Consider the following 12,298-nt stretch of genomic DNA (forward strand, 5'->3'; position numbering starts at 1 on the left):
GCGCCGGACGGCGCGGCTCCCGTCAGGGCGGGCCGGGGCCCCAGGGGCCCGTGACCGCCCCGGGGCAGCCGGCCGGACAGCGCACGCCCGCGCCGTAGGGAGTGCGAACGGCGGTGCTGCCACCGCACGTGTGCCCGCCCGGCGTCGACGATCCGCGCGGCGGACCGGGCGCGGCCGCGGCCGGCCCGCGGCGGTCATACGCCACGGCCCTTGCGCGGCCGGCCGAACTGCTCGTCCAGCACGGAGAGCCGACGCCAGTACTCGTCCTCGTCGATCTCCCCGGAGGCGAACCGGTGGCCGAGGACGCTGATCGGTGAGCCGTCCTCGGCGGCGGGCCGTCCGGGTCCCCGGCGCCCGCGCCAGACGGTGCGGCGGAGCAGGGTGATTCCGGCGCCGATGACCAGCGCCCAGATCAGCGGGAAGAACAGGATCCAGGGGCCGGGCCCGCCGTCGCCGAAGTGTGCCAGGGTCTCCATGTCGTCCAACTCCTCGTGGCGATGTCCTGCGTGTCGCTTCCGAGCGTCCCCCGGGAGCGGGTCGCGGTCGTCGTACGGCCGGCGGCACCGGCCGTACCCCGCGGGGAGTACGCACGGCGCCCCGGGCCTGCTCCCTCCCGCGCGGCAAGCCGTCGAGCTGCTCCTCGACTTCTGTAACTACTAGTATGTACAGTGGTCGCATGAGCACCTCGGAGCGGCTGATCGAGTCCACCCGCGAACTGCTGTGGGAGCGTGGGTACGTGGGGACCAGCCCCAAGGCGATCCTGGAACGGGCGGGCGCCGGCCAGGGCAGCATGTACCACCACTTCAGGGGCAAGCCCGATCTCGCGCTCGCGGCGATCCGGCGGACCGCCGACGAGATGTGGGCCACCGCCGAAGCGGTGCTGGACGGTCCGGGCACACCGTACGAGCGGATCGCGGCCTATCTGCGCCGGGAGCGCGAGGCCCTGCGCGGCTGCCCGGTGGGGCGGCTGACGATGGACCCGGACGTGATCGCCGACGACGCCCTGCGCGCCCCCGTCGACGAGACGCTCGACCGGCTCAGGGAGCACATCGCCCAGATCGTCGAGGAGGGCAAGGAGCAGGGCGAGTTCGCGCCCGGGCTGGACGGCGAGGAGATCGCGGCGGCCGTCGTCGCGACCGTCCAGGGCGGTTACGTGCTCGCCCGCGCCGCCGGCTCGCCCACGGCGTTCGACGCCGCGGTCCGCGGACTGCTGGCCCTGCTCGCCCCGCCCACCCGCTGAGGAGTGCCTGCCCGTGCACGCCATGCAGTACGAGTTCACCCTGCCCGCCGACTACGCGATGGACGTCGTCCGGGAGCGGGTCGCCCGCACCGGTCACCTCCTGGACGACTGGCCGGGCCTCGGCGCCAAGGCGTATCTGATGCGCGAGCGAGGAGTGCACGGCTCGCCGGTCAACCAGTACGCGCCGTTCTACCTGTGGCGCACGGTCGCGGGGATGAACTCCTTCCTGTGGGAGGGCGCCTTCCAGCGGCCCGCCGACGACTTCGGCCGGCCCGCGGTGCGGCAGTGGACGGGCCTGGCCTACGAGGAGGGAGGCGCCGGCGACTCCCCCGCGCGGGCGGCCGTCCGGCACCGGCGGGCCGTACCGGAAGGGGTGCCCCTGGCGGAGGCGGCCGCCGAGGCGGTGCGGGAGACCGCGCTGCTGGCGGCCCGGGACGGCGTGGTGCTCGCGGCGGCGGTCGTGGACACCAGTCGCTGGGAACTGGTGCGCTTCTCGCTGCACGCCGAGGAGGCGCCGGACGAGGTGGACGGCGAGGTCTTCCAGGTGCTGCACGTGTCGGCACCGGAACGCGCGCGGCTGCCGCGGGGGCGCCAGTGGTGACCGTCGTACTCCCGGCCCCCGGCGACGTGTCTCCGGGCGAGTGGGGAGGGTGCGGGGCCGACGAGCGCCTGTCCCTCGCCGCCAACGGGGCGGTCGGCGCGAGATCGGCGCAGCAGCCTGGCGCCGACCCCGCCTCCGGGCCGCCGTCGGGGCCCTGAGCGGCCCTGCCACCCGCCCGCGATCCGCACACCCCCGCTGTCCGACCGGGAGACCACCGCATGCCCTTCGTCCGCATCGACGCCCACGACACCCAGGCCGGCCGCCTGGACGCGCTCGGCCGGGCCGTCCACGACGCCCTGGTCGAGACGCTCGGCATTCCGCACGACGACCGGTTCCAGGTCCTCACCGCCCACGACCGCACCCGCGGCACGCTGCGGTACGACGACTACCTCGGCGTCCACCGGGACGAGGGCGTCGTCTTCGTGTCGATCACGCTGCGCGCGGGCCGCGCGACCGGCCGCAAGCAGGCGCTGTACCGGCGGATCGCCGAACTCGCCGAGGCGTACGCGGGTACCGAGCCCCGGAACGTCTTCGTCACCCTGACCGAGAACTCCTGCGCCGACTGGTCGCTCGGCCACGGACTCGCGCAGTACGTAGGCTCGGGCCCATGCTGAGAATCGGTGTACCCGTCGTCGGTGTCAGGGACGTGGCCCGCGCGGAGGCGTTCTGGACGGCCGCGCTCGGGCTGGTGGCCACGGAGGAGTGGCGCAGCGAGACCTGGCGCACCCTGGACCACGCCGACGGCTCCGGGCGGGCCCTCGGTCTGATGCGCAGCGAGTCGCCGGCCGAGCGGCGTCCCCGCCTCCACCTGGACCTCTACACGGACTCCGCGGAGGAACAGGAGGCCGAGGTGCGGCGGCTGGTGGGGCTCGGCGCCCGGGAGGCGGACTGGGACCGCTATCCGCCCGACCCCGACTTCGTCGTCCTCACGGACCCCGACGGCAACGTCTTCTGCGTCGTCGACCTGAGCAGGGCCCCCAGCGGCGGCGGAGCACCGGCGGCCTGAGGCGCACCCGCGCCGCACGACCTGGGGCCTGTCGTTCGGATGGGCCGGCGTCGACAGGCCCTAGCCCAGTGCGCCGAGCGGGTCGTCCAGGACCGGCTGCCAGGCCAACTCGGCCGCGCCCACGAGGCTGTTGTGGTCCAGTCCGCACGGCAGGATGGGCACCCCGCCGCTCTGGCCCCACAGACTGCGGTCGGCGACGACGGCCCGCAGCCGCTCGGGGTCGGCGTCGAGCAGGGCGCGGTGGAGTCCGCCGAGGATGATGCGGTCCGGGTTGAGGATGTTCACCAGGCCGGCGAGACCGAGGCCGAGGCGGTCGATGAGCGCCTCGGTGGCGGTGCGGACGGCCGGGTCGGTGTAGTGGTCCCGGATCAGGTCGTAGGACTGCTGGAGCAGGGACACCTCGGGTCCCGGCTCGCGGCCGGCGGCGGTGAGGAAGGCGAGCGGGTCGGCCTCCACGTCCAGGCAGCCCCGGCTGCCGCAGTGGCAGGGGCGCCCCTCGGGGTTGACGGCGAGGTGCCCCACCTCCAGGGCCAGTCCCGAACTGCCCATGTGCAGGCGGCCGTCGAGGACCAGCGCGCCGCCCACACCCCGGTGGCCGGTGGCCACGCACAGCAGGTCACGCGCACCGCGCCCGGCACCGTGCCGGTGTTCGGCGAGCGCCGCGAGGTTGACGTCGTTCGCGGCGAACGCGGGCCCCTCGATCCCGGCGGCCCGCACCTGCTCGGCGAAGATGCGCCGCACCGGCGCGCCCGCGGGCCAGGCCAGGTGCAGGGGGTTCAGGGCCAGGCCCTCCGGCTCCGCCACGGCGGACGGGACGGCGAGCCCCGCGCCGACGCAGCGCCGCCCGGTCTCCCGCAGCAGCTCCGCGCCCGTCTCCACGACGGAGCCGAGGACCTTCGCCGGGTCGGCGTCGACGACCTCGCAGCCCGGCGCGGTGGCGACGATGCGGCCGCCGAGGCCGACCAGCGCCGCGCGGAAGCCGTCGGCGTGGACCTGCGCGGCGAGCGCGACGGGGCCGTCGTCCGCGACCTCGAGGCGGTGCGAGGGGCGGCCCTGCGAACCGGCCGCCGCGCCGGGGCGGGCGTCGACCCGGATCAGGCCGAGCGCCTCCAGTTCGGCGGCGACGGCGCCTGCGGTGGCGCGGGTGACGCCCAGTTCCGCGGTGAGGACGGCCCGGGTGGGGGCTCGTCCGGTGTGCACGAGCTCCAACGCGGGTCCGAGCGCGCCGCGCCCCCGTTCCAGCCGCGTCCTGGAGGTGGTCCCTTCCCCCGCCGTCCGGGGGTCCGCCTTGCCGCTCATGGAGGGGAGTCTCCCATGATCCGCCGGGGTGGCGTGCCTAGAGGCCGCTGACCCTCAGCGTGATGTTCAGCCGCCCGGTGAGGCCCAACTCCGGTGGTGCGGTGCCCGCGTGCACCCTCGGCACCCCGTGGTACGCGAGGCGGGAGGGGCCGCCGAAGACGAACAGGTCTCCGCTGCGCAGTTCGACGTCGGTGTAGGGGCGGGTCCGGGTCCGCGGGTTGCCGAAGCGGAAGACGCAGGTGTCGCCGAGGCTCAGGGAGACCACGGGCGCGTCGGACCGCTCGTCGGCGTCGCGGTGCATGCCCATCCGGGCGTCGGCGTCGTAGAAGTTGATCAGCGCGATGTCGTACGGCGCGGACGCGGCGGCGTCGGCGCCCAGCGCGTCGGTCACCGCGCCCCGGCCCAGCTCGCCGAGCCAGGCCGGGAAGGGCTTCACCGGCGCACCGTCCCCGTCGACGACGGTGCGGGCGTAGGCGTACGGATGCCAGTGCCAGCCGAGGCAGACCTGCCGAGCGGTCATGGTGCCGCCGCCCGGGGTGTGGACGGTGCGCAGTCCGGCCGGGGGGCGGGCCCACTCGCGGCAGGCCCTCAGCAGCTCGCGCTGCCGTGCGGGCGGGAGCCAGTCCGGCAGGTGGACGGCGCCGGGCGCGGGCTCGGTACGGTCCCTGGGGAACAGCTCGGCGTCCATGCCTCCATCCTGCCTCCGTCGCCCCGCCGTCCGCGCGAGGGGCCTGAGCTGCGGCTCGGTTAGCCTGGGCACACGATGAACGACCGCAGCGACCGTATGACGACGCCATGGGGCGAGCAGGTGCTGACCCGCTTCCCCGAGGACCCGCGCGACCGGCTCCGCGCCTGGGACGCCTCCGACGAGTACCTGCTCGGGCACCTCGCGGAGCGGGAGGTGCCGCTGACCGGCACGGTCGTCGCGGTCGGGGACCGCTGGGGCGCTCTGGTGACGGCGCTGGCCGCCCACGGGCCGGTGCAGATCACCGACTCCCACCTCACCCGGGAGGCGACGCGGATCAACCTGGAGCGGGCCGGCGCCGAGCCCGGCACCGTGCGCCTGCTGACCACGCAGGACCCGCCGCCGGACCGTGTCGACGTGCTGCTGGTGCGGGTGCCGAAGAGCCTCGGGCTGCTGGAGGACCAGTTGCTGCGGCTCGCGCCCGCGCTGCACGAGGGCACGGTCGTCGTCGGCACCGGGATGGTCAAGGAGATCCACACCTCGACGCTCCGGCTGTTCGAGCGGATCGTCGGCCCGACCAGGACCTCGCTGGCCGTGAAGAAGGCCCGGCTGATCTTCGCCACGCCGGACCCCGCGCTGCGGCGGCCGGTCAGTCCCTGGCCGCTCACCTACCGGCTCCCCGACGACGTCGGCCCGCTGCTCTCGGGGCGGACGGTCGTGAACCACGCGGGCGTGTTCTGCGCCGACCGGCTGGACGTCGGCACCCGCTTCTTCCTGCGGCACCTGCCGTCGGCCGGCGGGGCCCGCCGCGTGGTCGACCTGGGCTGCGGCAACGGAGTGGTCGGTACGGCGATGGCGCTTGCCGACCCCGGTGCGGAAGTGCTGTTCACCGACGAGTCGTTCCAGGCCGCGGCCTCGGCGGAGGCGACGTACAAGGCCAACGGGGCGACCGGCCAGGCGGAGTTCCGGGTCGGCGACGGACTGACCGGGGTGCCCGACGGCAGTGTCGACCTGGTGCTCAACAACCCGCCCTTCCACTCCCACCAGGCGACGACCGACGCCACCGCGTGGCGCATGTTCACCGGGGCGCGGCGCGTGCTGCGCCCCGGCGGCGAGCTGTGGGTGGTCGGCAACCGGCACCTGGGCCACCACGTCAAACTGAAGCGCCTGTTCGGCGACTGCGACCTGGTGGCCGGTGACAGCCGGTTCGTGGTGCTGAGGGCCGTCAGGACCTAGCGCCGGCGACGACCTGGATGATCGTCGCCACCGTCCGGGCCATGGCCTCCCTCCCGGCGGTGAGATAGCCCCGTGAGTCGACCGCGTCGGGGCGGGCGGTGAGGTGTTCGCGGATCGCGCCGGTCATGGCGATGTTGAGGGCGGTACCGACGTTGACCTTGGCGATGCCGCCCGCGACGGCCGAGGCGAGTTCGGCGTCGGGGACGCCGGACGAGCCGTGCAGGACGAGGGGTACGTCCAGCGCGCCCGACAGCTCCTTGAGCAGGTCGTGGTCGAGGGCCGCGGTGCGGGTGGTCATGGCGTGGGAGCTGCCGACGGCGACCGCGAGGGCGTCCACTGCGGAGTCGGCGACGTAGGCGCGGGCCTCGGCGGGGTCGGTGCGGGCGCCGGGGGCGTGGGCGTCCAGCGGCGCGGCGCCGTCCTTGCCGCCGACCTCCCCCAGTTCGGCCTCGATCCAGAGCCCTTGGGCGTGCGCCCAGTCGGCCGCGGCCCGGGTCGCCGCGAGGTTCTCCGCGTAGGGCAGCCGGGAGGCGTCGTACATCACGGAGCTGAAGCCGGCGTCCGGTGCCTGGCGCAGCAGGGCGTCGCTCTGGACGTGGTCGAGGTGCAGCGCGACGGGCACGGCGGCGCCCTCGGCGGCGGCGACGGCCGCGGCCGCGAGCGGCAGCAGGCGGCCGTAGCGGTACTTGACGGCGTTCTCGCTGACCTGGAGCACGACGGGCATGCCCGCGGACTCGGCGCCGGCGACGACGGCCTCGATGTGCTCCAGGGTGATGATGTTGAAGGCGGCCACGGCGGAGCGCGCGGCGGCGGCGCGGCCGACCAGGTCGCCGGTGCTGGCGAGGGGCACGGTGTCTCCCTTCCCGCGCGTTTCGGCACGGGCGTCGGGTGCGGTTGGGGGGTCAGGGAGCGAGGATCACCGAGCGGGTGAGGTGGCGCGGGCGGTCCGGGTCGAGGCCGCGGGCGGCGGCGACGGCGACGGCGAGCCGCTGGGCGCGGACCAGTTCGGCGAGCGGGTCCAGCTCCCCCGGCACCCACATCGCGCCGGTGTCGCGGACCTGCTCGGCCAGCCCCTCGGGGGCCTCGCCGAACATCCAGGTGGCCGTGCCGGCGGTGCTGATGCTGATGGGCCCGTGCCGGTACTCCATCGCCGGATACGCCTCGGTCCAGGACAGGGAGGCCTCGCGCATCTTCAGCCCGGCCTCGTTGGCCAGCCCCACGGTCCAGCCCCGGCCGAGGAAGGTGAACTGGGTGCGGTCGACCAGCCCTTCGGGCAGCGCGGCGGAGAGCGCCGTGCGGGCGTCGGCGACGACCGCGTCCGTGTGCAGGCCCAGGTGGGCGCGGAGCAGGGTGAGGGCGGTGGTGGCGAACCGGGTCTGCACGACCGACCGTTCGTCGGCGAAGTCGAGGACGACCACGTCGTCGGCGGCGGCCATGACCGGCGTCTCGGGGTCCGCGGTGAGGGCGACGGTGCGGGTGCGGCCCTTCAGGTCCGCCAGCAGCTCCAGCACTTCGGTGGTGGTGCCGGACCGGGTGAGGGCGACCACCCGGTCGTACGCGCGCCCCCGCGGGAACTCGGAGGCGGCGAAGGCGTCGGTCTCGCCCTGTCCGGCGCCCTCGCGCAGCGCCGCCGCGGACTGCGCCATGAAGTACGAGGTGCCGCAGCCGACGACGGCCACGCGCTCCCCCGCGGCGGGCAGCGCCGTGGTGTGCCGGGCCGCCTCCGCGGCGGCGCGGGTCCAGCACTCGGGCTGGCTGTTGAGTTCGTCCTCGACATGCGTCATGCCGCACACTCCCCGATCGACCGATCTGCTTGTTCCTGCAAGATATAGCGAGCTTTCGAGCACAATCAAGCAATCTGGGGAAGAGCACCGTGCGCTAGGGTCGGCGGGAGATCGAGGAACGGAGGCGCGGATGTCGCGCGACGCCCGCTGGAAGGCGCTGCTGGAACTGCTCGTGGAGCGGGGCCGGCTGGACGTCGAGGAGGCGGCGACCGAGCTGGAGGTCTCGGCCGCGACCATCCGCCGCGACTTCGACCGGCTCGCCGAGCAGCAGATGCTCGTGCGCACGCGCGGGGGCGCGGTCGTGCACGGCGTGTCGTACGAGCTGCCGCTGCGCTACAAGACCGCGCGCCGCGTCTCGGAGAAGCAGCACGTCGCACGGGCGGTGGCCGCCCTGGTGGCGCCCGGTGAGGCGGTCGGGCTGACCGGGGGCACGACCACCACGGAGGTCGCGCGGGCCCTGGCCGTGCGCGCCGACCTGGCCGCGGGCACGCCGGCGCTGACGGTGGTCACCAACGCGCTCAACATCGCCAACGAGCTGGCCGTTCGGCCGCAGTTCAAGATCGTGGTGACCGGCGGGGTGGCCCGCGCGCAGTCGTACGAGCTGATCGGGCCGCTCGCGGACGGCGTGCTCGGCCAGGTGACGCTGGACGTGGCGGTGCTGGGGGTCGTCGCCTTCGACGCGGTGCACGGCGCCGCCGCGCACGACGAGGCGGAGGCGGCGATCAACCGGGTGCTCTGCGAGCGCGCCGAGCGCGTGGTGGTGGCCGCCGACTCCAGCAAGCTGGGCCGCAGGGCGTTCGCCCGGATCTGCGCGACCGAGGCGGTGGACACGCTGGTCACGGACACCGCGGCCGACCCGGACCTGGTGCGGCGGTTCGAGGAGTGCGGGGTCCGGGTGGTCACGGCCGGCTCCTAGGAACAGGCGTCGCGGCCTCAGTGCCCGTGTCCGCCCACGTGGTCGGCGGGCGCGGAGGGGGCCGTTCCGGAGGCGTCGGGGGTGGCGGATCCGGCCCGGACCGTGAAGGCGGCGGTGTGGACCTCGCCGCGGTGCTTGAAGTCGAGGAAGAGGCGGTAGGTGCCGTCGCTGGGCGCGGTGGCCGTGAAGGAGACGTCCGGGCCCGGCGCGGTGGTCCCGTCGCCGGCCTCGCCGCGCGGGTGGACGTGCAGGTAGGCGAGGTCACCGGAGCGCAGGGCGACGAGGTGGCCGTAGGCGCCGAGGTACGGCTGGAGGTCGTTCACGGGCTCGCCGTCGCGGGACACCCGGAACTTCAGCTCGCTCGCCTTGCCCGGGCGCAGGGATCCGGCGAGTTCGACCTGGTAGCCATGGGTCCGTGCGGTGTCGTCGGGGGCAGGCACGCGGGCCGGCTCGTAGCGGCCGGAGGCGGCCAGGTCGGCGCCGAGGGTGAGGTTTTCGGCGCCCTTCGCCGCCGGGGTGAAGTCGGCGAAGACGCGGTAGCCGCCGGCCCGGGGCAGGTCGACGGGTGTGCTCCAGGTGCCGTCGGCGGCGCGGACGGGGTGCAGGTGGCGGTAGGTGACCAGGTCGCGTGAGGCCACGACGAGGTGCAGCTCCTTCTCGTGTTCGCGCTGGTACCCGGTGACGGGCCGGCCGGCCGAGTCCCGGACGGTGAAGCGCAGTTCGGTGCGTTCTCCGGCCTTGACGCGCGGGGTGCCGAGGTCGAGCGTGTAGCCCTTCTCGGAGACCTGGAGGCCGCCGGGCGGGGTGCTCTCGTGTCCCTGGTGGCCGCCACCGTCCGGCTCTCGGGCAGCCGGCCCGTCGTGCTCGTCGTGGGGCGCGGGCGGGGCGCTCTCCTTGACGACGGGGCCCACTCCCTGACCGACCCCGTAGGCGGTGCCGAAGGTCGCGGCGAGCGCCGCGGCGAACGCGGTGATCCTCAGTCCGGTGTGCATGGCGGTCGTCTCCTCGGATTCCGGGGTCCCGGCGGACGGGGTGACCCTTCTTGCATTTCACGATACCCCTAGGGGGTACTCAGTCAAGCCCGGGGAAGCCTTGCGTTCGATACCCCCTCTGGGTATACATGGAGCTACGGCGAGGGTACCCCCTCCCCGTATTCGCACGCAGCAGCACGCAGCCGTGTGCCGCGCATCCGTCAGGAGCAGCCATGACCACCAGCACGACCAGCGCACCGTCCGAGGTGGAACTCGCCATCGGCGGCATGACCTGTGCCTCGTGCGCCGCCCGGATCGAGAAGAAGCTGAACCGGATGGACGGGGTCAGCGCCACCGTCAACTACGCCACCGAGAAGGCGAAGGTCAGTTACGCGGGCGAGGTCTCCGTACCGGACCTGATCGCCACGGTCGAGGCGACCGGGTACACGGCCCGCGAACCCGAGCCGGTACGCGCGGGTCCCGCGCCCGGCGACGGAACGAGCGCGGCCTCCGGGTCCGCGGAGTCCGGAGGAGACACAGACGCGCTGCGGCCCCTGCGGCAGCGGCTCGTCACCGCCGTGGTGCTCGCCGTCCCCGTCATCGCGATGGCGATGGTGCCGGCGCTGCAGTTCGAGTACTGGCAGTGGCTCTCGCTGACCCTCGCGGCACCCGTGGTGACGTACGCCGCGTGGCCCTTCCACCGCGCCGCGCTCACCAACGCCCGGCACGGCGCGGCCACCATGGACACGCTGATCTCGGTCGGCACGTCGGCGGCGTTCCTGTGGTCGCTGTGGGCCCTGTTCCTCGGAACGGCGGGGACGCCGGGCATGACCCACCCCTTCGAGCTGACCATCGCGCGCGGCGACGGCTCCGGGAACATCTACCTGGAGGCGGCCGCGGGCGTGACCGCCTTCCTCCTGGCCGGGCGCTACTTCGAGGCCCGCGCCAAGCGCAAGGCGGGCGCCGCACTGCGGGCCCTGCTGGAGCTGGGCGCCCGGGAGGTCACCGTCCTCGGCGCCGATGGACGGGAACGGACCGTTCCCACCGCCGAGTTGGCGGTGGGCGACCGCTTCCTGGTCCGCCCCGGCGAGAAGATCGCCACGGACGGCACCGTCGTGGAGGGCTCCTCGGCGGTCGACGCCTCCATGCTCACGGGCGAGTCGGTGCCCGTCGAGGTCGGTGTCGGTGACGGCGTCACGGGCGCGACCGTGAACGCGGGCGGCCGGCTGGTGGTCGAGGCGATCCGGGTCGGCGCCGACACGCAGCTGGCCCGGATGGCGCGGCTCGTCGAGGACGCGCAGAACGGCAAGGCCGCAGCGCAGCGTCTCGCCGACCGCGTCTCCGGCGTCTTCGTCCCCGTCGTCATCGCGCTGGCCCTGGCCACCCTGGGCTTCTGGCTCGGCAACGGCGCGGGGCCCACGGCCGCGTTCACGGCCGCCGTCGCCGTGCTGATCATCGCCTGCCCCTGCGCCCTGGGACTGGCCACGCCCACCGCCCTCATGGTCGGCACCGGCCGCGGTGCCCAGCTCGGCATCCTCATCAAGGGACCCGAGGTGCTGGAGTCCACCCGCTCCGTCGACACCGTCGTCCTCGACAAGACCGGCACCGTCACCACCGGCCGGATGACCCTGCTCGCCGTACACACCACCGGCGCCACCGACGAGGCCGACGTACTGCGGCTGGCCGGTGCCCTGGAGCACGCGTCGGAGCACCCGGTCGCACGCGCCGTCGCCGACGGGGCGCGGGAACGGCTGGGCGGCACCCTGCCCACGCCCGAGGACTTCGCCAACGTCCCCGGGCTCGGCGTGCAGGGTGTCGTCGACGGCCACGCGGTCCTGGTCGGCCGCGAACGGCTGCTCGGCGAGTGGGCGATGACCCTGCCGGCCGACCTGGCCCGGGCGCGGGAGGAGGCCGAGGCGGCCGGGCGGACCGCGATCGCCGTCGCCTGGGACGGGGAGGCACGCGCGGTCCTGGAGGTCGCCGACGCGGTCAAGGAGACCAGCGCCGAAGCGGTCCGCCGGCTGCGCGCACTCGGGCTGCGGCCGGTGCTGCTCACCGGCGACAACCGTGCCGTGGCCGCCTCCGTCGCCCGCGAGGTCGGCATCGACGCCGGCGACGTCGTCGCCGAGGTGCTGCCGCAGGACAAGGTCGACGTGGTCAAGCGCCTCCAGGCCGAGGGGCGTTCGGTGGCGATGGTCGGCGACGGGGTGAACGACGCGGCGGCGCTCGCACAGGCCGACCTGGGGCTCGCCATGGGCACCGGCACCGACGCCGCGATCGAGGCCGGCGACCTCACCCTGGTCCGCGGCGACCTGCGCGCCGCCGCCGACGCGATCCGGCTGGCCCGCAGGACGCTGGGCACCATCCGGTCCAACCTGTTCTGGGCCTTCGCCTACAACGTCGCCGCGCTGCCGCTCGCCGCGGCCGGGCTCCTCAACCCGATGATCGCGGGGGCGGCCATGGCCTTCTCCTCGGTCTTCGTCGTGGGGAACTCCCTGCGCCTGCGGTCCTTCCGGCCCGTCGGCTGACCGGCCGCCGCCGCGACGGGCGGCGGGGGCGG

General features: G+C 74.8%; 13 protein-coding genes. 7 read left to right on the forward strand and 6 right to left on the reverse strand.

Annotated elements, in window-relative coordinates:
• Positions 1-194 precede the first annotated feature (194 nt).
• Complete coding sequence (locus IE108_RS06220; RefSeq protein WP_064726513.1) at positions 195-476, reverse strand: SHOCT domain-containing protein; 282 nt, start codon at positions 474-476, stop codon at positions 195-197.
• Positions 477-676: 200 nt separating this feature from the next.
• Between IE108_RS06220 and IE108_RS06225 the strand changes: the two genes are divergently transcribed.
• The 4 genes from IE108_RS06225 to IE108_RS06240 all read left to right on the forward strand — a co-directional run bounded on the left by IE108_RS06225 (position 677) and on the right by IE108_RS06240 (position 2,847).
• The gene (locus IE108_RS06225; RefSeq protein ID WP_229851679.1) at positions 677-1,240 is read left to right on the forward strand and encodes a TetR/AcrR family transcriptional regulator; all 564 of its coding nucleotides are present in this window, start codon (positions 677-679) and stop codon (positions 1,238-1,240) included.
• Positions 1,241-1,253: 13 nt separating this feature from the next.
• Positions 1,254-1,841, forward strand: a complete 588-nt coding sequence (locus tag IE108_RS06230) for a DUF4865 family protein (RefSeq protein ID WP_064726515.1) — start codon at positions 1,254-1,256, stop codon at positions 1,839-1,841.
• Between the two features lie 218 nt (positions 1,842-2,059).
• Positions 2,060-2,455, forward strand: coding sequence for a tautomerase family protein (locus IE108_RS06235; RefSeq protein ID WP_064726516.1), 396 nt, complete (start codon positions 2,060-2,062; stop codon positions 2,453-2,455).
• A complete protein-coding gene (locus IE108_RS06240) occupies positions 2,449-2,847 on the forward strand; it encodes a VOC family protein (RefSeq protein WP_064726517.1) in 399 nt (132 codons plus the stop codon). The genes IE108_RS06235 and IE108_RS06240 overlap by 7 nt, the downstream gene beginning before the upstream one ends.
• 60 nt (positions 2,848-2,907) lie before the next feature.
• Here IE108_RS06240 and IE108_RS06245 read toward each other — a convergent pair whose 3' ends face one another.
• A complete protein-coding gene (locus IE108_RS06245; RefSeq protein WP_064726518.1) occupies positions 2,908-4,146 on the reverse strand; it encodes an ROK family protein in 1,239 nt (412 codons plus the stop codon).
• 37 nt (positions 4,147-4,183) lie between these two features.
• Positions 4,184-4,834: an alpha-ketoglutarate-dependent dioxygenase AlkB family protein gene (locus IE108_RS06250; protein ID WP_064726519.1), complete on the reverse strand. Its 651-nt coding sequence runs from the start codon at positions 4,832-4,834 to the stop codon at positions 4,184-4,186.
• Positions 4,835-4,930: 96 nt separating this feature from the next.
• Between IE108_RS06250 and IE108_RS06255 the strand changes: the two genes are divergently transcribed.
• On the forward strand, positions 4,931-6,067 hold the full coding sequence (locus IE108_RS06255) for a methyltransferase (protein WP_064726520.1): 1,137 nt from the start codon (positions 4,931-4,933) through the stop codon (positions 6,065-6,067).
• On the opposite strand, the gene IE108_RS06260 is transcribed toward IE108_RS06255, so the two are convergent.
• Both IE108_RS06260 and IE108_RS06265 read right to left on the reverse strand, forming a co-directional pair.
• Positions 6,057-6,917 carry a class II fructose-bisphosphate aldolase gene (locus IE108_RS06260; protein WP_064726521.1) on the reverse strand — a complete coding sequence of 287 codons (861 nt, stop codon included), beginning with the start codon at positions 6,915-6,917 and terminating at the stop codon, positions 6,057-6,059. The two genes, IE108_RS06255 and IE108_RS06260, sit on opposite strands and share 11 nt — an antisense overlap.
• A gap of 52 nt (positions 6,918-6,969) precedes the next feature.
• Positions 6,970-7,851, reverse strand: a complete 882-nt coding sequence (locus IE108_RS06265; protein WP_064726522.1) for an SIS domain-containing protein — start codon at positions 7,849-7,851, stop codon at positions 6,970-6,972.
• Between the two features lie 130 nt (positions 7,852-7,981).
• On the opposite strand from IE108_RS06265, the gene IE108_RS06270 reads away from it, so the two are divergent.
• A complete protein-coding gene (locus IE108_RS06270; protein ID WP_064726523.1) occupies positions 7,982-8,767 on the forward strand; it encodes a DeoR/GlpR family DNA-binding transcription regulator in 786 nt (261 codons plus the stop codon).
• Between the two features lie 17 nt (positions 8,768-8,784).
• On the opposite strand, the gene IE108_RS06275 is transcribed toward IE108_RS06270, so the two are convergent.
• Complete coding sequence (locus IE108_RS06275) at positions 8,785-9,759, reverse strand: DUF8832 domain-containing protein (RefSeq protein WP_064726524.1); 975 nt, start codon at positions 9,757-9,759, stop codon at positions 8,785-8,787.
• 212 nt (positions 9,760-9,971) lie between these two features.
• On the opposite strand from IE108_RS06275, the gene IE108_RS06280 reads away from it, so the two are divergent.
• Entirely contained in the window at positions 9,972-12,266 is a 2,295-nt protein-coding gene (locus IE108_RS06280; protein ID WP_064726525.1) for a heavy metal translocating P-type ATPase, read from the forward strand.
• Positions 12,267-12,298 lie beyond the last annotated feature (32 nt).

It is taken from the genome of Streptomyces parvulus (assembly GCF_014648855.1).
Lineage (GTDB): Bacteria > Actinomycetota > Actinomycetes > Streptomycetales > Streptomycetaceae > Streptomyces > Streptomyces parvulus.